Source organism: Streptomyces griseobrunneus (genome assembly GCF_046713465.1).
GTDB classification, from domain to species: domain Bacteria; phylum Actinomycetota; class Actinomycetes; order Streptomycetales; family Streptomycetaceae; genus Streptomyces; species Streptomyces microflavus.
In genome coordinates this window covers 1873255-1894307 of the sequence record NZ_CP177080.1, presented here as the reverse complement: position 1 = coordinate 1894307, position 21053 = coordinate 1873255, and the positions used below count along the sequence as shown (strand labels likewise).

The 21053-nt window shown below is 66.2% G+C and carries 12 protein-coding genes, 1 tRNA gene and 3 rRNA genes; 13 read left to right on the top strand and 3 right to left on the bottom strand.

Going from position 1 to position 21053, the window contains the following annotated elements:
- Positions 1–203: 203 nt before the first annotated feature.
- The 6 genes from eccD to ACK8N7_RS08185 all read left to right on the top strand — a co-directional run bounded on the left by eccD (position 204) and on the right by ACK8N7_RS08185 (position 7320).
- Positions 204–1706: a type VII secretion integral membrane protein EccD gene (gene eccD, locus ACK8N7_RS08210; RefSeq protein WP_403215286.1), complete on the top strand. Its 1503-nt coding sequence runs from the start codon at positions 204–206 to the stop codon at positions 1704–1706.
- Positions 1707–1893: 187 nt separating this feature from the next.
- On the top strand, positions 1894–2184 hold the full coding sequence (rpsO, locus tag ACK8N7_RS08205; protein WP_015611843.1) for a 30S ribosomal protein S15: 291 nt from the start codon (positions 1894–1896) through the stop codon (positions 2182–2184).
- 295 nt (positions 2185–2479) lie between these two features.
- Complete coding sequence (locus tag ACK8N7_RS08200) at positions 2480–4693, top strand: polyribonucleotide nucleotidyltransferase (RefSeq protein ID WP_403215288.1); 2214 nt, start codon at positions 2480–2482, stop codon at positions 4691–4693.
- Complete coding sequence (locus ACK8N7_RS08195) at positions 4690–6069, top strand: M16 family metallopeptidase (protein WP_403215253.1); 1380 nt, start codon at positions 4690–4692, stop codon at positions 6067–6069. The genes ACK8N7_RS08200 and ACK8N7_RS08195 overlap by 4 nt, the downstream gene beginning before the upstream one ends.
- 17 nt (positions 6070–6086) lie before the next feature.
- Positions 6087–6839 carry a 4-hydroxy-tetrahydrodipicolinate reductase gene (gene dapB, locus ACK8N7_RS08190; protein WP_500441695.1) on the top strand — a complete coding sequence of 251 codons (753 nt, stop codon included), beginning with the start codon at positions 6087–6089 and terminating at the stop codon, positions 6837–6839.
- Between the two features lie 10 nt (positions 6840–6849).
- Complete coding sequence (locus ACK8N7_RS08185) at positions 6850–7320, top strand: tetratricopeptide repeat protein (RefSeq protein ID WP_403215255.1); 471 nt, start codon at positions 6850–6852, stop codon at positions 7318–7320.
- Positions 7321–7401: 81 nt separating this feature from the next.
- On the opposite strand, the gene ACK8N7_RS08180 is transcribed toward ACK8N7_RS08185, so the two are convergent.
- Positions 7402–7953: an SCO5741 family PH domain-containing membrane protein gene (locus tag ACK8N7_RS08180; protein WP_500441693.1), complete on the bottom strand. Its 552-nt coding sequence runs from the start codon at positions 7951–7953 to the stop codon at positions 7402–7404.
- A 97-nt stretch (positions 7954–8050) separates the two neighbouring features.
- On the bottom strand, positions 8051–8290 hold the full coding sequence (locus tag ACK8N7_RS08175; protein ID WP_015611849.1) for a hypothetical protein: 240 nt from the start codon (positions 8288–8290) through the stop codon (positions 8051–8053).
- 197 nt (positions 8291–8487) lie between these two features.
- On the opposite strand from ACK8N7_RS08175, the gene thyX reads away from it, so the two are divergent.
- The 7 genes from thyX (at position 8488) to ACK8N7_RS08140 (ending at position 18146) form a co-directional block, all read left to right on the top strand.
- The gene (gene thyX, locus ACK8N7_RS08170; protein ID WP_030569294.1) at positions 8488–9225 is read left to right on the top strand and encodes an FAD-dependent thymidylate synthase; all 738 of its coding nucleotides are present in this window, start codon (positions 8488–8490) and stop codon (positions 9223–9225) included.
- 152 nt (positions 9226–9377) lie between these two features.
- The gene (gene dapA, locus ACK8N7_RS08165; protein WP_403215261.1) at positions 9378–10277 is read left to right on the top strand and encodes a 4-hydroxy-tetrahydrodipicolinate synthase; all 900 of its coding nucleotides are present in this window, start codon (positions 9378–9380) and stop codon (positions 10275–10277) included.
- Positions 10278–10414: 137 nt separating this feature from the next.
- Complete coding sequence (locus tag ACK8N7_RS08160) at positions 10415–12100, top strand: ribonuclease J (RefSeq protein WP_500441691.1); 1686 nt, start codon at positions 10415–10417, stop codon at positions 12098–12100.
- A gap of 636 nt (positions 12101–12736) precedes the next feature.
- Positions 12737–14262 (top strand): 16S ribosomal RNA (locus ACK8N7_RS08155).
- A gap of 303 nt (positions 14263–14565) precedes the next feature.
- Positions 14566–17691, top strand: a 23S ribosomal RNA gene (locus ACK8N7_RS08150).
- 79 nt (positions 17692–17770) lie between these two features.
- Positions 17771–17887, top strand: a 5S ribosomal RNA gene (gene rrf, locus ACK8N7_RS08145).
- Together the 16S, 23S and 5S rRNA genes with 1 tRNA gene alongside form the textbook arrangement of a ribosomal RNA operon.
- A gap of 186 nt (positions 17888–18073) precedes the next feature.
- Positions 18074–18146: transfer RNA gene (locus ACK8N7_RS08140), tRNA-Thr, on the top strand.
- Positions 18147–18218: 72 nt separating this feature from the next.
- On the opposite strand, the gene ACK8N7_RS08135 is transcribed toward ACK8N7_RS08140, so the two are convergent.
- Positions 18219–20846 carry a SpoIIE family protein phosphatase gene (locus ACK8N7_RS08135; RefSeq protein WP_403215804.1) on the bottom strand — a complete coding sequence of 876 codons (2628 nt, stop codon included), beginning with the start codon at positions 20844–20846 and terminating at the stop codon, positions 18219–18221.
- Positions 20847–21053 lie beyond the last annotated feature (207 nt).

Here is a 21053-nt window from a genome sequence, read left to right as displayed (position 1 = left end):
CGCTAACTACCGCAAGAAGGCGGTCATTCGGGACGCGGGGCGGGATCAGCCGTCCCGAGGGGTGTTTCCGGCAGAAGTTCCAGAACGGCACAGAGCGGTTCCGGAACGGCACACACCGGTTCCGGAGCGGCGGTGGGACACCACCCGGCGGCACGGACGTGGATCACCAAGGTCCAGAGCAACAGGGGGAGCAGCAGGTGACAATGACGGCCCAAGCGGCAGCCACCACGACCGGCCGGCCGGGTCACGGAGTCGCGTCCGGCAACGGCACGGGCTTCTGCCGGGTCACGGTCGTCGCACCCGACAGCCGGGTCGACGTGGCGCTGCCCGAGGACGTGCCCGTCGCCGATCTCTACCCCGAGATCCTCCGGCTCTCCGGGCAGAGCCCCGCCCCCGGCGCCCCCGTCGGCTACCACCTCGTACGCCGCGACGGCACCGTCCTGGACAGCGCCCGTACGCTGGCCGGCCACCGCATCCTCGACGGCGAGCTGCTCTCCCTGCGGCCCTTCGCCGAGTCGCTGCCGCCCGCCGTCTTCGACGACGTCTCCGACGCCGTCGCCACCGCCGTGGCCAAGGACCGCACCCTCTGGGGCGACACCCTCATGCGCGGCGCCGGCCTCTTCGGCGGCTCCGTCCTGCTGAGCCTGCTGGGCTTCGTACTGTGGACCGCCGACCCCCGCCACGACATGAACGGGCTGCCGGGCATCCTGGCCGCGGTCACCGCCGTACTCCTGCTCGCCATCGCCTGCGTACGCGCACGGGTCTACGACGACCGGGGCTCGGCCATCGCGCTGGGAACCGGTGCGCTGGTCAACGCGGCGGTCGCCGGTTCCGGGCTGCTGTCGCTGAGCGCGGGCCAGGGCGTGGGGCGGCTGCAGTTCCTGCTCGCCTGCGCCGCCGTACTGGTGGTGGCCGTCATCCTCATGATCGTCGCCCCCGGCGGCGACGGGCCCTTCGTCGCGTTCGTCTTCGCGAGCGCCACCGGCCTCGTGGTCACCTTCATCGCGATCACGGCGGAGCTGGAGCCCACCGAGGCCGCCGCCGTCTGCGCCCCCTTCGCCGTGGGCGCCCTGGCCTTCCTGCCCGGCCTCTCCACCCGCTTCGCCCGCCTCCCCATCGGCTTCGAACCGCCCCGCTCCGCGGTCGGCGACTACGGCACCTCCGAGCAGGCGCCCCAGGGCCCGGTCGACGCCGTACGGCTCGCCGCCCAGGCGCGCCGCGGCCACGAGCTGCTCCTCGGCCTGGTCGGCGGCTGCGCACTGGTGGCCGTGGCCGCCGCCGCGGTGCTGGGCTTCTCGGACAACGTCTGGGGCCAGCTGCTCGCCCTTGCCACCGGGGTCGCCATGCTGATGCGCGCCCACCTGTTCCGCTACACCGCACAGGTCGGCTGCACCCTCGCGGCGGGCCTCGGCTCCCTCGTACTCCTGGGCATCGGCCTCTCCCTCAACCCGCCGCTCACCCTGGTGCGCGACGCCCTGCGGGGGGACGGCACCGCACTGGACATCCGTACGGTGTGGCTCGCCGCCGCGGTCGCGGGCGTCGCCGCCCTGATCACCGCCATCGGCCTGATCGTGCCGCGCAAGGGGGTGACCCCGTTCTGGGGCCGCTCCCTGGAGATCGCCGAGACGGTCGTCCTGCTCACCCTGCTGCCGCTCTGCCTGGCGGTCTTCGACGTCTACCGTTCGATCCGCGCCCTCACCAGCTGACCGCCGGAGTGGGCTGTCCGGGTGTGACCCGAATGGCTGGTACTCTGGCCAGTGGCCGTTTGTGTACGCCTCTCCGGGTCTTCCTGGGGACTGCGCTCATCGGACCTTCGCCTCCGAGTCACGGAAGCTCCCCTGAGATCAAGACCAGGGGCACTCGTGGGCGCTTCGAACATCAAGAGGAGTACGCGTGCCGCTCGACGCCGCTACGAAGAAGCAGATCATGTCCGACTTCGCGCAGAAGGAGGGCGACACCGGATCCCCCGAGGTCCAGGTCGCCATGCTTTCCCGCCGGATCTCGGACCTGACGGAGCACCTCAAGACGCACAAGCACGACCACCACTCCCGTCGTGGTCTGCTGATCCTGGTCGGCCAGCGTCGCCGCCTCCTGCAGTACCTGGCCAAGAAGGACATCCAGCGCTTCCGTGCGCTGGTCGACCGCCTCGGCATCCGCCGCGGTGCGGCCGGCGGCGCCAAGTAAGTACGCCGTGGAGAGGGAGCGGTTCCCGCGTCTGAGGGGACCGCTCCCTTTGCCGTACGTGCACGACCGGTGTCAAGCTCAGTAACCTGTACACCGGAACACCCGTAACACCGCAACACCGCACACACGAGGGAGAGGCGCAGCGACGCCGCCGCCGGTCCTCGGTAGTGGCCCCCGGGAACATGCCCGGGAGCTTCGATCGAAGACCGGCCCGCACACACGGTGCGCTTCTCCCGCACCGTCCTCCGCCATACGGGCGGGAGGACGAAAGACGACGAGTATGGAGAAATCACTAGTGGAGAACGAGACCCACTACGCCGAGGCCGTTATCGACAACGGAACCTTCGGCACCCGCACCATCCGCTTCGAGACGGGCCGTCTGGCCAAGCAGGCCGCCGGCTCCGCCGTCGCGTACCTGGACGACGACACCATGGTGCTGTCGGCCACCACCGCTTCCAAGCGGCCCAAGGAGAACCTCGACTTCTTCCCCCTCACGGTGGACGTCGAGGAGCGGCAGTACGCGGCCGGCAAGATCCCCGGCTCCTTCTTCCGCCGTGAGGGCCGGCCCTCCGAGGACGCGATCCTCACCTGCCGCCTGATCGACCGCCCGCTGCGCCCCTCCTTCAAGAAGGGCCTGCGCAACGAGATCCAGATCGTCGAGACGATCATGGCGCTCAACCCCGACCACCTGTACGACGTGGTCGCGATCAACGCCGCCTCCTGCTCCACCATCCTGGCGGGCCTGCCCTTCTCCGGCCCCATCGGCGCCACCCGCGTCGCCCTGATCAAGGGCCAGTGGGTCGCGTTCCCGACGCACACCGAGCTCGAGGACGCCGTCTTCGACATGGTCGTCGCCGGTCGCGTCCTGGAGGACGGCGACGTCGCGATCATGATGGTCGAGGCCGAGGCCACCGAGAAGACCATCCAGCTCGTCAAGGACGGCGCCGAGGCTCCCACCGAGGAGATCGTCGCCGCCGGTCTGGACGCCTCGAAGCCCTTCATCAAGGCGCTCTGCAAGGCCCAGTCCGACCTCGCCTCCAAGGCCGCCAAGCCGGTCGGCGAGTTCCCGGTCTTCCTGGACTACCAGGACGACGTCTTCGAGGCGCTCGCCAAGGCCGTCACCTCCGAGCTGACGCAGGCGCTCACCATCGCCGGCAAGCAGGACCGCGAGGCCGAGCTGGACCGCGTCAAGGAGATCGCCGCAGAGAAGCTCCTCCCGGCCTTCGAGGGCCGCGAGAAGGAGATCTCCGCCGCGTACCGCTCGCTGACCAAGAAGCTGGTCCGCGAGCGCGTCATCAAGGACAAGGTCCGCATCGACGGCCGCGGCGTCACGGACATCCGTACGCTGGCCGCCGAGGTCGAGGCCATCCCGCGCGTGCACGGCTCGGCGCTGTTCGAGCGTGGCGAGACCCAGATCCTGGGCGTCACCACCCTCAACATGCTCCGTATGGAGCAGCAGCTGGACACCCTTTCCCCGGTGACCCGCAAGCGCTACATGCACAACTACAACTTCCCGCCGTACTCCGTCGGCGAGACCGGCCGCGTGGGCTCGCCCAAGCGCCGCGAGATCGGCCACGGAGCGCTCGCCGAGCGCGCCATCGTGCCGGTGCTCCCCTCGCGCGAGGAGTTCCCCTACGCGATCCGCCAGGTCTCCGAGGCGCTGGGCTCCAACGGCTCGACGTCCATGGGCTCGGTCTGCGCCTCCACCATGTCGCTGCTGAACGCCGGTGTGCCCCTCAAGGCCGCCGTCGCCGGTATCGCCATGGGCCTGATCTCGCAGGAGATCGACGGCAAGACCCACTACGTCGCCCTCACCGACATCCTCGGTGCGGAGGACGCCTTCGGCGACATGGACTTCAAGGTCGCCGGTACGAAGCAGTTCGTGACCGCGCTCCAGCTCGACACCAAGCTCGACGGCATCCCCGCCTCGGTCCTGGCCGCCGCGCTGAAGCAGGCCCGTGACGCGCGTCTGCACATCCTGGACGTCATGAACGAGGCCATCGACGTCCCGGACGAGATGTCCCCGAACGCCCCGCGGATCATCACCGTCAAGATCCCCGTGGACAAGATCGGTGAGGTCATCGGCCCCAAGGGCAAGATGATCAACCAGATCCAGGAGGACACCGGCGCCGACATCACGATCGAGGACGACGGCACCATCTACATCGGTGCCCAGCAGGGTTCGCAGGCCGAGGCCGCCCGCGCCACGATCAACGCGATCGCCAACCCGACCATGCCGGAGGTCGGCGAGCGCTACCTGGGTACGGTCGTCAAGACGACCACCTTCGGTGCGTTCGTCTCGCTCATGCCGGGCAAGGACGGCCTGCTGCACATCTCGCAGATCCGCAAGCTCGCCGGTGGCAAGCGCGTGGAGAACGTCGAGGACGTGCTCGGCGTCGGCGCCAAGGTCCAGGTCGAGATCGCCGAGATCGACTCCCGCGGCAAGCTCTCCCTCATCCCCGTCATCGAGGGTGAAGAAGACGAGCCGAAGGACGACACCGACAAGTGACGTCCCGTAGTTCCGCGACGACGGCCCGCACCTCCTCGGAGGCGCGGGCCGTCGCCCGTACCCAAACGCTTCTCAAGGGCAGCAACGGCATCGGAACGGTCCGCCGGACCGTCCTCCCCGGCGGTCTGCGGATCGTCACCGAGACCCTGCCCTCCGTCCGGTCCGCCACCTTCGGCATCTGGGCCAACGTCGGATCACGCGACGAGACGCCCACCCTGAACGGCGCGACCCACTACCTCGAACACCTCCTCTTCAAGGGCACCGCCAAGCGCACCGCCCTCGACATCTCCTCCGCGATCGACGCGGTCGGCGGCGAGATGAACGCCTTCACGGCGAAGGAGTACACCTGCTACTACGCGCGGGTCCTGGACACCGACCTGCCGCTCGCCATCGATGTGGTCTGCGACATGCTGACCGGCTCGCTGATCGCCCCCGAGGACGTCGACGCCGAGCGCGGCGTCATCCTCGAAGAGATCGCGATGACCGAGGACGACCCGGGCGACTGTGTGCACGACCTGTTCGCGCACACCATGCTCGGCGACACCCCCCTCGGCCGCCCGGTCCTCGGCACCGTCGACACGATCAACGCGCTGGACCGGGGCCAGATCGCCCGCTTCTACAAGAAGCACTACGACCCCACGCACCTGGTCGTCGCCGCCGCGGGCAACGTCGACCACGCCGCGGTCGTACGCCAGGTCCGCCGCGCCTTCGAGAAGGCCGGGGCCCTCTCCCGTACGGACGCCGTCCCGATGGCGCCCCGTGAGGGCTCGCGTACCCTGCGCACCGCGGGCAAGGTGGAGCTGCTGAACCGCAAGACCGAACAGGCCCACGTGGTCCTCGGCATGCCCGGCCTCGCCCGCACCGACGACCGCCGCTGGGCCCTGGGCGTCCTCAACACCGCCCTCGGCGGCGGAATGAGCTCGCGCCTCTTCCAGGAGGTCCGGGAGAAGCGCGGCCTGGCCTACAGCGTGTACTCGTACACCTCGGGCTTCGCCGACTGCGGCCTCTTCGGCGTCTACGCGGGCTGCCGGCCCAGCCAGGTCCACGACGTCCTGAAGATCTGCCGCGACGAGCTGGACCGGGTCGCCACCCACGGCCTGGACGACGACGAGATCACCCGCGCCATCGGCCAGCTCTCCGGCTCCACCGTCCTCGGCCTGGAGGACACCGGCGCGCTGATGAACCGTATCGGCAAGAGCGAGCTGTGCTGGGGCGAGCAGATGTCGGTCGACGACATGCTGGCCCGCATCGCGGAGGTCACCCCCGACGACGTACGGGAGGTGGCGGGCGAGCTCCTCACCCACCGCCCCTCGCTCTCGGTCATCGGCCCGCTCAAGGACAAGCAGGCGGACCGCCTCCACGAAGCGGTCTCCTAATCCCCTAAGGAATCAAGATGAGCAAGCTGCGCGTAGCCGTTCTCGGTGCGAACGGCCGGATCGGCTCCGAGGCCGTACGAGCCGTCGAGGCCGCCGACGACCTGGAGCTGGTGGCGGCCCTGGGCCGGGGCGACAAGCTGGAGGCCCTCGCCGAGGCGGGCGCCCAGGTCGCCGTCGAGCTGACCACCCCCGCATCGGTGATGGGCAACCTCGACTTCTGCGTCCGGCACGGCATCCACGCCGTCGTCGGCACGACGGGCTGGACCGACGAACGGCTCGCGCAGCTCAACGCCTGGCTGGAGAACTCCCCGGCGACCGGCGTCCTCATCGCCCCGAACTTCTCCATCGGCGCGGTCCTGACCATGAAGTTCGCGGAGCAGGCCGCCCGCTACTTCGAGTCCGTCGAGGTCGTCGAGCTCCACCACCCCAACAAGGTCGACGCCCCCTCCGGCACCGCAACCCGCACCGCCCAGCTCATCGCGGCGGCCCGTGCGAAGGCGGGCAGCGCCCCCCAGCCGGACGCCACCACCACCGCCCTGGACGGCGCACGCGGCGCTGACGTCGACGGCGTCCCGGTCCACGCGATCCGCCTCCGCGGGCTGCTGGCCCACCAGGAAGTGCTGCTCGGCGGCGAGGGCGAGACCCTCACCATCCGCCACGACTCCCTCCACCACAGCAGCTTCATGCCGGGCATCCTGCTCGGCGTCCGCCGCGTGGTGACCACTCCCGGCCTCACCTTCGGCCTGGAACACTTCCTCGACCTGAACTGACTGGGCCCCCATGCGCGCGAAGATCACCTACTTCATCACCGCCGCCGTCCTGGTCTTCTACTTCGTCCTGGTCGGCGGCCGCGGCCTGATGCTCATCCGGCACGGCACACTGCTCACGGTCACGTTCGGTGCCGCCGTGCTGATCCTGCCGGTGATCGGCGTCTGGTTCCTCTGGAAGAACACCCAGTTCGCCCGGCGCGCCAACGCTCTGGCCGCCGAGCTGGAGGCGGAGGGCGGCCTGCCGGTCGACGACCTGCTCCGCACCCCGTCCGGCCGTATCGACCGGGACTCCGCCGACGCGGTCTTCACCAGGCGCCGCGAGGAGACCGAGGACGCCCCGGACGACTGGCGCACCTGGTTCAGGCTGGCGGTCGCCTACCAGGACGCGAGGGACACCCCAAGGGCCCGCAAGGCCATGCAGAGGGCAATCGCCCTACACCGTTCCATCCCGCCCGCACATTCCAGCCCGTCCGGCGTTTGAGGACATCTTTCCTGCCTGTACGCAGGTGAGCCCGGGACCGACGAACGGCCCCGGGCTCACCCACGTACACGACGGCACGGCTCACCCGTGCCGATACTCATCCGCCCAGGCCTCAACCGCATCCGTGGCCCGCTCGAACGCCTCAGCACGCCCGAGGAAGTCCGCGTTGTGGTCGGAGGCCAGCGGCGGCAGCGTCTCCCCGTTCTGCCGGGCCACGATGAGCGCCTGGCCCTGCACCGTACGGGGCAGCCCCAGCCACTTGACGGGCTGCTGGACCGTACGGACGGAGGCGGTGGCCCCCCACGGCACCGTGGTGGTCCGGAAGAACCCCACGCGCCGCACACCGTGCCGGCTGACCCACGCGCCGACGCGCAGGAACCGCAGGGCGGCACCGATCAGCGCACCGGCCAGCAGCAGACAGACGGTGGCTCCGGAAGGCGCTCCGGCGACGCCGATGATCATGGCCGCGAGCAGAACGAACGAGGCCAGCAACAACAGACCGGCCGCCGCCGCGACCCGCCACGGGCCGGGGCGGTAGGGCCGCCGCCAGCTGTCGTGGTCGTCGAACGGCAGCGCAACGTCCTCCGCGCTCGCATCGAATGCGCGGTCGGCCGTCAGAAAGGGCAGGGGCACGACTCATCCTCACTCACAAGCACGCTCGATTGCTGTGCCCGGTGAGGCTACCGAGGCCGCCCCCGCCCAGACCACCCCAGGGGGTCCGTACGAGTATTCAGCGCCCCTGGGACGCTTCGGACTGCTTGCCGTGCGAGGCGGACTGCCCGGAGTCGAGCGCCGGAAGACCCAGCAGCAGCGAGCCCACGAGCCCGGCGACCACGGTCAGCCCGATCAGCGAGCGCCCCAGCAGCTCGGGAACGCTGGCACGGACGGCGGGAGGGGGAGTGACATTACTGCGGAACCGGTCGGACTCGGCGACGAACGAGAACGGGACGGATTCACGCCGGCGGAACATGAGGAAACTCTCCTTGATCTGTGTGACGGGTGCTGCTAATGAGTCAGACGTACGAACGGCCGGATCGGTGCCCCGAATCGCCGTAACGTTTGAAGGACTCCACGAACGGCTGCCCGACAGCGCCGCGTACATACGTCGCCCACCCGGCCCGTAAAGTGGTCGCCGCCCGAGCGCCGCCCCTGGAAGGACCCCCGCCGGTGACCGACACCCCCGAACCCGCAAAGCCCCACTTCCGTAGCGATGTCACCGTTGACCTGGTGAAAAGCGCCGCGGGTGACGCGGACGTGCTCTTCGCCGCCCGGGTCTCCACCGCCGGCGAGCAGTCGCTGGAAGAGGTCACCAAGGACCCGGAGCGGTCCAAGGGGCTGATCAACTACCTCATGCGGGACCGGCACGGCAGCCCGTTCGAGCACAACTCGATGACCTTCTTCATCAGCGCCCCGATCTTCGTCTTCCGCGAGTTCATGCGGCACCGCGTCGGCTGGTCGTACAACGAGGAATCGGGCCGCTACAGGGAGCTGGAGCCGGTCTTCTACGTCCCCGGAACCTCCCGCAAGCTGGTCCAGCAGGGCCGCCCCGGCAAGTACGAGTTCGTCGAGGGCACCGAGGAGCAGTACGACCTCACGACCCGCGCCATGGAGGACTCCTACCGGGCCTCCTACGCGGCCTACCAGGAGATGCTCGCGGCAGGCGTGGCCCGCGAGGTCGCCCGCGCGGTCCTCCCGGTCGGCCTGTTCTCGACGATGTACGCCACGTGCAATGCGCGCTCCCTGATGCACTTCCTCGGCCTGCGCACCCAACACGAGCTGGCGAAGGTCCCGTCGTTCCCGCAGCGCGAGATCGAGATGGTCGGCGAGCAGATGGAAGCCCACTGGGCGCAGCTCATGCCACTCACTCATGCCGCCTTCAACAAAAATGGACGAGTAGCCCCGTAAGCGGTGTCCGTATTGCGGCGTTTCGAGAAGTTCATCTAGGCTGATCAAACGGACCCGGCACTGCTTGAACCCCCGAGCAGGCAGTGCCGGGCTCCTCTTCCCCGTCCCCCCGAGGGGGGACCACGCGCTGAGCAGCGAGTAGCGTGTTACCCATGGCTCCGATCTCCACTCCGCAGACCCCCTTCGGGCGGGTACTCACCGCTATGGTCACGCCCTTCACGGCGGACGGTGCTCTCGACCTCGACGGCGCCCAGCGGCTCGCCGCCCATCTGGTGGACGCAGGCAACGACGGACTGATCGTCAACGGCACCACCGGTGAGTCCCCGACCACCAGTGACGCGGAGAAGGACCAGCTCGTACGGGCGGTACTCGAAGCGGTCGGAGACCGGGCGCACGTGGTCGCCGGCATCGGCACCAACGACACCCGCCACAGCGTCGACCTCGCCCGCACCGCCGAGCGCACCGGCGCCCACGGGCTCCTCGCCGTCACGCCGTACTACAACAAGCCGCCGCAGGAAGGCCTCCTGCGGCACTTCACGGCCATCGCCGACTCCACCGGCCTGCCCGTGATGCTGTACGACATCCCCGGCCGCAGCGGGGTCCCGATCGACACGGAGACCCTCGTACGGCTGGCCGACCACCCGCGGATCGTCGCCAACAAGGACGCCAAGGGAGACCTGGGCCGCGCCAGCTGGGCCATCGCCCAGTCCGGCCTCGCCTGGTACTCCGGCGACGACATGCTCAACCTCCCGCTCCTCTCGGTCGGCGCGGTCGGCTTCGTCTCCGTCGTTGGCCACGTGGTCACCCCGGACCTGCGGGCGCTGATCGAGGCCCACCTGAGCGGCGACGTCCAGAAGGCCACCGAGATCCACCAGAAGCTGCTCCCGGTCTTCACGGGCATGTTCCGCACCCAGGGCGTGATCACGACCAAGGCCGCGCTGACGCTCCAGGGCCTCCCGGCCGGACCGCTGCGTCTGCCCCTGGTGGAACTCACCGCCCAGGAGACGGCCCAGCTCAAGATCGACCTGGCCGCCGGCGGGGTACAGCTGTAACCACAGACTTCACAACTGAATGACGGAACGAGCGAGGCACCTCGCGAGAGCACGACCCCAGACAACAGCAAGTGCACGAATGACATGCGCGCCACGTGCCTCAGCGGTACGTGGCGCGTGTGGTTAAGGAGAGTCTTTTGAGCCATCCGCACCCTGAACTCGGCACCCCCCCGAAGCTCCCCAAGGGCGCCCTGCGGGTCACCCCGCTCGGCGGCCTGGGCGAGATCGGCCGCAACATGACGGTCTTCGAGTACGGCGGCCGCCTGCTCATCGTCGACTGCGGCGTCCTCTTCCCCGAGGAGGAGCAGCCGGGCATCGACCTGATCCTGCCGGACTTCACCACGATCCGGGACCGCCTGGACGACATCGAGGGCATCGTCCTCACGCACGGCCACGAGGACCACATCGGTGGTGTCCCGTACCTGCTGCGCCTGAAGGCGGACATTCCGCTGATCGGTTCGAAGCTGACCCTCGCGCTCATCGAGGCGAAGCTCCAGGAGCACCGCATCCGCCCGTACACCCTCGAAGTCACCGAGGGCCAGCGCGAGCGCATCGGCGTCTTCGACTGCGAGTTCATCGCGGTCAACCACTCGATCCCGGACGCCCTCGCGGTCGCCATCCGCACCCCCGCGGGCATGGCCGTGGCCACCGGTGACTTCAAGATGGACCAGCTCCCGCTGGACGGCCGTCTCACCGACCTGCACGCGTTCGCCCGGCTGAGCGAGGAGGGCATCGACCTCCTCCTCTCCGACTCCACGAACGCCGAGGTACCCGGCTTCGTACCGCCTGAGCGGGACATCTCCAACGTCCTGCGCACGGTCTTCGCCAACGCGCAGAAGCGCATCATCGTGGCGAGCTTCGCCAGCCATGTGCACCGCATCCAGCAGATCCTGGACGCCGCCCACGAGTACGGCCGCAGGGTCGCCTTCGTCGGCCGCTCCATGGTCCGCAACATGGGCATCGCCCGCGACCTCGGCTACCTGAAGGTCCCCGCGGGCCTGGTGGTCGACGTCAAGACCCTCGACGACCTCCCCGACGACGAGGTCGTGCTGGTCTGCACCGGCTCGCAGGGCGAGCCGATGGCCGCCCTCTCCCGGATGGCCAACCGTGACCACCAGATCCGGATCGTCCCGGGCGACACGGTGATCCTCGCGTCGTCCCTGATCCCTGGCAACGAGAACGCGGTCTACCGCGTGATCAACGGCCTGACCCGCTGGGGCGCCAACGTCGTCCACAAGGGCAACGCCAAGGTCCACGTCTCGGGCCACGCCTCGGCCGGCGAGCTGCTGTACTTCTACAACATCTGCAAGCCGAAGAACCTGATGCCGGTCCACGGCGAATGGCGCCACCTGCGCGCCAACGCCGAACTGGGAGCCCTCACGGGCGTGCCCAAGGACCACATCGTCATCGCCGAGGACGGCGTGGTCGTCGACCTCATCGACGGCAAGGCCAAGATCGTCGGCAAGGTCCAGGCCGGTTACGTGTACGTCGACGGCCTCTCCGTCGGCGACGTCACCGAGACCTCCCTCAAGGACCGCCGCATCCTCGGTGACGAGGGCATCATCTCGGTCTTCATCGTGGTCGACAGCTCCTCCGGCAAGATCGTGGGCGGCCCCCACATCCAGGCCCGGGGCTCCGGCATCGACGACAGCGCCTTCGTCGGCGTCACGCCGAAGATCCAGGAAGCCCTGGACAAGTCGGCGCAGGACGGCGTGATGGAGCCCCACCAGCTCCAGCAGATGGTCCGCCGAGTGGTCGGCAAGTGGGTCTCCGACACCTACCGCCGGCGCCCGATGATCCTCCCGGTCGTCGTCGAGGTCTGACCCGCCTGACCTGCCCGTACTGGAGCGGGGCCCCTCGATTTGCATCGGGGCGCCCCGCTCCAGTACGTTTACGGCTCCGCTCGACCGGGAAGCACCGCGCGCACTTGTGCGCCGGGGACACCCCGACGGGGCGGGAATTCCGACTCAGAATCTCTGATAAAGTCGGATCCGCCGAAAGGCAAGGCCACTCAACAGGCCACCGGAAATCGAATTCGGACCGGAAACGGAACGAAAAAGAGTCTGGTAAAGTTGGAACCGCCGGAAAGGGAAAACGCGAAAGCGAGGAACCTGGAAAGCGAAAACTGCTTGACCCGCTTCGACCGGGAATCGGACACGAAAGAGTCTGATAGAGTCGGAAACGCAAGAACGAAGGGAAGCGCCCGGAGGGCCCCGGTGAAACGGGACCGAAGGAAGCGTCCGTTCCTTGAGAACTCAACAGCGTGCCAAAAGTCAACGCCAGATATGTTGATACACCGGCCTGCTTCGGCAGGTTGGTGGTTCCTTTGAAAAGTCCTGCACGGATCACTTCGGTGACACCGGGCAGGCAATTACACAGCGAGGACGCTGAGAGCAACGGGTCTTATTCCGACCGGTTGTTCCGCTCTCGTGATGTGTGCACCCGATTACGGGTAAACATTCACGGAGAGTTTGATCCTGGCTCAGGACGAACGCTGGCGGCGTGCTTAACACATGCAAGTCGAACGATGAAGCCCTTCGGGGTGGATTAGTGGCGAACGGGTGAGTAACACGTGGGCAATCTGCCCTTCACTCTGGGACAAGCCCTGGAAACGGGGTCTAATACCGGATAACACTCTGTCCTGCATGGGACGGGGTTAAAAGCTCCGGCGGTGAAGGATGAGCCCGCGGCCTATCAGCTTGTTGGTGGGGTAATGGCCTACCAAGGCGACGACGGGTAGCCGGCCTGAGAGGGCGACCGGCCACACTGGGACTGAGACACGGCCCAGACTCCTACGGGAGGCAGCAGTGGGGAATATTGCACAATGGGCGAAAGCCTGATGCAGCGACGCCGCGTGAGGGATGACGGCCTTCGGGTTGTAAACCTCTTTCAGCAGGGAAGAAGCGAAAGTGACGGTACCTGCAGAAGAAGCGCCGGCTAACTACGTGCCAGCAGCCGCGGTAATACGTAGGGCGCAAGCGTTGTCCGGAATTATTGGGCGTAAAGAGCTCGTAGGCGGCTTGTCACGTCGGATGTGAAAGCCCGGGGCTTAACCCCGGGTCTGCATTCGATACGGGCTAGCTAGAGTGTGGTAGGGGAGATCGGAATTCCTGGTGTAGCGGTGAAATGCGCAGATATCAGGAGGAACACCGGTGGCGAAGGCGGATCTCTGGGCCATTACTGACGCTGAGGAGCGAAAGCGTGGGGAGCGAACAGGATTAGATACCCTGGTAGTCCACGCCGTAAACGTTGGGAACTAGGTGTTGGCGACATTCCACGTCGTCGGTGCCGCAGCTAACGCATTAAGTTCCCCGCCTGGGGAGTACGGCCGCAAGGCTAAAACTCAAAGGAATTGACGGGGGCCCGCACAAGCAGCGGAGCATGTGGCTTAATTCGACGCAACGCGAAGAACCTTACCAAGGCTTGACATATACCGGAAAGCATCAGAGATGGTGCCCCCCTTGTGGTCGGTATACAGGTGGTGCATGGCTGTCGTCAGCTCGTGTCGTGAGATGTTGGGTTAAGTCCCGCAACGAGCGCAACCCTTGTTCTGTGTTGCCAGCATGCCCTTCGGGGTGATGGGGACTCACAGGAGACTGCCGGGGTCAACTCGGAGGAAGGTGGGGACGACGTCAAGTCATCATGCCCCTTATGTCTTGGGCTGCACACGTGCTACAATGGCCGGTACAATGAGCTGCGATGCCGCGAGGCGGAGCGAATCTCAAAAAGCCGGTCTCAGTTCGGATTGGGGTCTGCAACTCGACCCCATGAAGTCGGAGTTGCTAGTAATCGCAGATCAGCATTGCTGCGGTGAATACGTTCCCGGGCCTTGTACACACCGCCCGTCACGTCACGAAAGTCGGTAACACCCGAAGCCGGTGGCCCAACCCCTTGTGGGAGGGAGCTGTCGAAGGTGGGACTGGCGATTGGGACGAAGTCGTAACAAGGTAGCCGTACCGGAAGGTGCGGCTGGATCACCTCCTTTCTAAGGAGCATCTAGATTCCGCAAGGAATCGAGAGCCACTACGTCGACAAATGTTCGACGGTGGTCAGCTCATGGGTGGAACGTTGACTATTCGGCGCGACAGGTTGATCACTGCTAGTACTGCTCCTCGGAGCGTGGAATGTGGTGGTGGATCGGTCGGGCCGGGCACGTTGTTGGGTATCTGAGGGTACGGGCTCGTTTGAGTCTGTCCTTCGGTTGCCGGCCCCAGTGAACTCGTCCTAGGACGGGGTGATGGGTGGCTGGTCGTTGTTTGAGAACTGCACAGTGGACGCGAGCATCTGTGGCCAAGTTTTTAAGGGCGCACGGTGGATGCCTTGGCACCAGGAACCGATGAAGGACGTGGGAGGCCACGATAGTCCCCGGGGAGCTGTCAACCAAGCTTTGATCCGGGGGTTTCCGAATGGGGAAACCCGGCAGTCGTCATGGGCTGTCACCCGCTGCTGAACACATAGGCAGTGTGGAGGGAACGAGGGGAAGTGAAACATCTCAGTACCCTCAGGAAGAGAAAACAACCGTGATTCCGGGAGTAGTGGCGAGCGAAACTGGATGAGGCCAAACCGTATGTGTGTGATACCCGGCAGGGGTTGCGCATGCGGGGTTGTGGGATCTCTTTTTCATAGTCTGCCGACTGTGAGACGAGTCAGAAACCGTTGATGTAGGCGAAGGACATGCGAAAGGTCCGGCGTAGAGGGTAAGACCCCCGTAGCTGAAACATCAACGGCTCGTTTAAGAGACACCCAAGTAGCACGGGGCCCGAGAAATCCCGTGTGAATCTGGCGGGACCACCCGCTAAGCCTAAATATTCCCTGGTGACCGATAGCGGATAGTACCGTGAGGGAATGGTGAAAAGTACCGCGGGAGCGGAGTGAAATAGTACCTGAAACCGTGTGCCTACAAGCCGTGGGAGCGTCGCTGTATGTGCTTGCACATGCAGTCGTGACTGCGTGCCTTTTGAAGAATGAGCCTGCGAGTTAGCGGTGTGTAGCGAGGTTAACCCGTGTGGGGAAGCCGTAGCGAAAGCGAGTCCGAATAGGGCGATTGAGTTGCACGCTCTAGACCCGAAGCGGAGTGATCTAGCCATGGGCAGGTTGAAGCGGAGGTAAGACTTCGTGGAGGACCGAACCCACCAGGGTTGAAAACCTGGGGGATGACCTGTGGTTAGGGGTGAAAGGCCAATCAAACTCCGTGATAGCTGGTTCTCCCCGAAATGCATTTAGGTGCAGCGTCGTGTGTTTCTTGCCGGAGGTAGAGCACTGGATAGGCGATGGGCCCTACCGGGTTACTGACCTTAGCCAAACTCCGAATGCCGGTAAGTGAGAGCACGGCAGTGAGACTGTGGGGGATAAGCTCCATGGTCGAGAGGGAAACAGCCCAGAGCATCGACTAAGGCCCCTAAGCGTACGCTAAGTGGGAAAGGATGTGGAGTCGCAGAGACAACCAGGAGGTTGGCTTAGAAGCAGCCACCCTTGAAAGAGTGCGTAATAGCTCACTGGTCAAGTGATTCCGCGCCGACAATGTAGCGGGGCTCAAGCGTACCGCCGAAGTCGTGTCATTCATACACATAGGGCCAACGCCCGTATGGATGGGTAGGGGAGCGTCGTGTGCCGGGTGAAGCAGCCGCGGAAGCGAGTTGTGGACGGTTCACGAGTGAGAATGCAGGCATGAGTAGCGATACACACGTGAGAAACGTGTGCGCCGATTGACTAAGGGTTCCTGGGTCAAGCTGATCTGCCCAGGGTAAGTCGGGACCTAAGGCGAGGCCGACAGGCGTAGTCGATGGACAACCGGTTGATATTCCGGTACCCGCTTTGAAACGCCCAGTACTGAATCAGGCGATGCTAAGTCCGTGAAGCCGGCCCGATCTCTTCGGAGTTGAGGGTAGTGGTGGAGCCGATGAACCAGACTTGTAGTAGGTAAGCGATGGGGTGACGCAGGAAGGTAGTCCAGCCCGGGCGGTGGTTGTCCCGGGGTAAGGGTGTAGCCCGTGTGGTAGGTAAATCCGTCACACGTTAAGGGTGAGACCTGATGCCGAGCCGATTGTGGTGAAGTGGATGATCCTATGCTGTCGAGAAAAGCCTCTAGCGAGTTTCATGGCGGCCCGTACCCTAAACCGACTCAGGTGGTCAGGTAGAGAATACCGAGGCGTTCGGGTGAACTATGGTTAAGGAACTCGGCAAAATGCCCCCGTAACTTCGGGAGAAGGGGGGCCATCACTGGTGATTGGATTTACTCCATGAGCTGGGGGTGGCCGCAGAGACCAGCGAGAAGCGACTGTTTACTAAAAACACAGGTCCGTGCGAAGCCGTAAGGCGATGTATACGGACTGACGCCTGCCCGGTGCTGGAACGTTAAGGGGACCGGTTAGTGCACTTTCGGGTGTGCGAAGCTGAGAACTTAAGCGCCAGTAAACGGCGGTGGTAACTATAACCATCCTAAGGTAGCGAAATTCCTTGTCGGGTAAGTTCCGACCTGCACGAATGGCGTAACGACTTCTCGACTGTCTCAACCATAGGCCCGGTGAAATTGCACTACGAGTAAAGATGCTCGTTTCGCGCAGCAGGACGGAAAGACCCCGGGACCTTTACTATAGTTTGATATTGGTGTTCGGTTCGGCTTGTGTAGGATAGGTGGGAGACTTTGAAGCGGCCACGCCAGTGGTTGTGGAGTCGTCGTTGAAATACCACTCTGGTCGTGCTGGATGTCTAACCTGGGTCCGTGATCCGGATCAGGGACAGTGTCTGATGGGTAGTTTAACTGGGGCGGTTGCCTCCTAAAGAGTAACGGAGGCGCCCAAAGGTTCCCTCAGCCTGGTTGGCAATCAGGTGTTGAGTGTAAGTGCACAAGGGAGCTTGACTGTGAGACCGACGGGTCGAGCAGGGACGAAAGTCGGGACTAGTGATCCGGCAGTGGCTTGTGGAAGCGCTGTCGCTCAACGGATAAAAGGTACCCCGGGGATAACAGGCTGATCTTCCCCAAGAGTCCATATCGACGGGATGGTTTGGCACCTCGATGTCGGCTCGTCGCATCCTGGGGCTGGAGTCGGTCCCAAGGGTTGGGCTGTTCGCCCATTAAAGCGGTACGCGAGCTGGGTTTAGAACGTCGTGAGACAGTTCGGTCCCTATCCGCTGCGCGCGCAGGAATATTGAGAAGGGCTGTCCCTAGTACGAGAGGACCGGGACGGACGAACCTCTGGTGTGCCAGTTGTCCTGCCAAGGGCATGGCTGGTTGGCTACGTTCGGAAAGGATAACCGCTGAAAGCATCTAAGCGGGAAGCCTGCTTCGAGATGAGTATTCCCACCCCCTTTGAGGGGTTAAGGCTCCCAGTAGACGACTGGGTTGATAGGCCAGATGTGGAAGCCCGGTAACGGGTGGAGCTGACTGGTACTAATAGGCCGAGGGCTTGTCCTCAGTTGCTCGCGTCCACTGTGTTGGTTCTGAAATAACGAACTGCCGTGTTGTTGTCCGGTGTTGGTTAATTTCATAGTGTTTCGGTGGTCATTGCGTTAGGGAAACGCCCGGTTACATTCCGAACCCGGAAGCTAAGCCTTTCAGCGCCGATGGTACTGCAGGGGGGACCCTGTGGGAGAGTAGGACGCCGCCGAACAATTTTTCCGGGAAAGCCCCGTGCCATTGGCACGGGGCTTTTCTGCGTTCCGGCCCGACACTCTCTCCTAGCAGGGCCGAGTATCGTCGGCCTGTGGCCCAGGTGGCCACGGAGTTCATGCCGGCCGCGGTTATGAGCATCCCCGGATCCGGTGTATGGTTTACCTCGTTGCCACAGCGCAGCGAGGCCCCAATAGCTCAGTCGGTAGAGCGTCTCCATGGTAAGGAGAAGGTCTGCGGTTCGATTCCGCATTGGGGCTCAGAGAGAAAACGAAAGGCCCCCACCATATGGCGGGGGCCTTTCGTTTTGGTGCATAACTGCACTGCCGGTCTCAGATGCGGGGCGGCTCCGGGACGCGCATCGCCAGGATGGCCATGTCGTCCGAGGCCGGCTCCGCAGCGAAGCGCTCCACGGCCCGCAGGATGCGTGCCGCGACCGCTCCGGCTGTCAGGCCCGTACAGGTCGACAGGACGTCCGCGAGGCCGTCGTCGCCGAGCATGCGGGTGCCCTCGCGGCGTTCGGTGACGCCGTCCGTGACGCAGAGGAGGACATCGCCGGGGTTGAGGGTGACCTCCTGCTCGTACAGCTCCAGGTCCTCCAGGACGCCGAGCAGGGGCTGCGGTTCGGCCGCTGCCTCCACGGAGCCGTCCTGGCGCAGGCGCAGCGGCAGAGGGTGGCCGGCGCAGACGACCTTCAGGAGTGCGCTGCCGTCCTCCTGGGGCCACAGCTCGCCGTACAGGAGGGTGAGGAAGCGGCTGCGGGCCCCCTCGTCGAGGATGGCCGCGTTGAGGCGCTCCAGGACCGCCGGGCCGGTGAAGCCCTCCTTGGCGAGCAGGCGCAGGGCGTGGCGGGCCAGGCCGGTGACGGCGGCCGCCTCCGGTCCCGTGCCGCAGACGTCGCCGATGGCGAAGCCGTAAGCACCGTCGTGGATCGGGAAGACGTCGTAGAAGTCGCCGCCGACCTCGTTGCCCTCGCCCGCGGCGCGGTAGATGACCTCGATCTCGACGTTCGGGACGTCGGGGAGGCCCGGGGGCAGCAGGCTGCGCTGGAGGGACTGGCTGATCGCCATGCGCTCCGAGTACAGGCGGGCGTTGTCCAGGGCCAGCGCGGCCCGGCGGGAGAGGTCCTCGGCCAGTTCCAGGATCTCCTGGCGGAAGTGGTCGTCCGAGGGCTTCCCGAGCGTCAGCATGCCGATCACCCGGTTGCGGGCGACCAGCGGCAGGACCACGGTCTCGCCGCCGACGGCCTGGGCCGTGGCGAGGATGGTGCGGGTGGCCGTGCTCATGCTGAGCGGGGCGTCGTGGTCGAGGCTGCGGGTCGACGTGGACAGCGCCGCGCGGTGACCGGCCTCCGAAGGGGCGGCCCAGATACGGGCGCCGGGGGTCGGGACCGGGTCCGGCGGGGCGATCTTCGAGAGCAGGGCCTTGAGACCGTCGATGAGGTCCTCGTCCTCGTGGAGGACGTACGAGAGGTACGGGTCCGAGGACTGGTCCGCGATCGTGTAGACCGCGCACCAGGTGGCCAGGGTCGGGACCGTCATCTGGGCCATCAGCGCCAGCGTCTGGTCGCGGTCGAGCGTGCCGGCCAGCAGGTCGGAGGCCTCGACGAGGAAGGAGAGGGAGCCGCGGCGCAGCCGTTCCAGCTCGCCGAGGCGCGCGGACTCGACGGCCAGGGCGATGCGGTCGGCGGCGAACTGGAGGCGCAGGGCCTCCTCGTTGGAGTAGCGGCCCGCGGCTTCGGCGGCGACGCCCAGGGAGCCGGTGAGGCGTCCTTCCACCTTCAGCGGGACCGTGACGACCGAGCGCATTCCGGTGTCGGTGAGGAGCGGGACGGCGCCGGGTACGGCGGTCAGGTCCTCGTGGACTGCGGGCATGCGGGCGGAGCCGTAGCGGCCCGTTCCGGCTTCCACGGGGACACGGGCGAAGCGCTGACGGGCCGAGGGGAGGCCCGTCGTGGCCCTGACCTCCAGCTCCGTCTCGTCGTCGGTGGCGAGAAGGAGGAACGCCGCGTCCGCGTCGAGCATGTCTCGTGCCCGTTCGACGGTCCGCTGGAGCAGGCCGTCCAGGTCGTCGGGGGCGGGGGAGCCGATGAAGACCTCGAACGGGTCCGTGCTGCGGTTCTCGGACGAGGAGTCGGAGACCGGGGTGCGCACCGGGGACTGCAGGACGGCGCGTTCGTAGTCGCGTACGAGGAGGCAGACGGTGGACGGTTCGCCGTCGGTGTCGCGGACCCGCAGGTGCGAGGCGTAGACGGGGATGACCCGGCCGTCGGCGCAGCGGATTCCGTAGCTGCCCTCCCAGCGGGAGAGCTGGAGCGCGTCCGCGATGCCGGTGTTGGTGCCGGGGGTGTGCGGCCAGGCCACGAAGTCGGTGAGCTGCTTGCCGGACACCTGGTCCGCCGCGTGCCCGAAGAGGAAGGCCGCGTCGTCGTTCCACGCCGCGATGGAGCCGGAGTGGTCGATCTGGACGACGGCCACCCGTACGCGCTGGTCCGCCACGGGCAGCAGCGCGATGGGCAGGAGCGGTCCTGCGGAGCGGATGCCGACCGGGCGCTCGGGGAGGTCCAGCTGAAACCAGACATGTTTGCGGGTGGGGGTGTACTCGACACCCCACCGGGAGGCCAGGGCGGCGCAGAGCAGCAGGCCACGGCCGTTCTCGCGGTCCGGGGAGCCGAAGTCGAGCCCGTTGCTCTGGAGCGGGACCTCACGCTCCGGATAGTGGTCGGCGACCTCGACGCGTACGCCGTCCTCGGTGCGCAGGCAGAGCACGTCGGCCGCCGTCCCCGCGTGGACCACCGCGTTGGTGACGAGTTCGCTGGTGAGGACTACGGCGTCGTCGACGACATCGTTGTATCCCCACCCCTGGAGGGTGTCCCGGACAAATGCGCGGGCGGTCGCGACCGAGCGCCCGACCGGTTCGAAGGTGGCGGCCGCGCGCGCGGTGATCACAGCACTCCCCATATGGTGTCTCGTCGCTTCCCCGAGTCCTGTGCCCGTTTCTCGCCGCTTCGATTCGCTTGCCAGGCTAGACGTTCGTCAAGGGTGCCGGGTACACGAGGGCCGAGATCGGGACAGGACGCCGCAGGAGTTGTGCGCGGGCGCACGAGTATGTCTCCCGGTGGGAGGGATGGGGTGCAACCGGGGGAGGTTGCCCGCCGACCTGTTCCG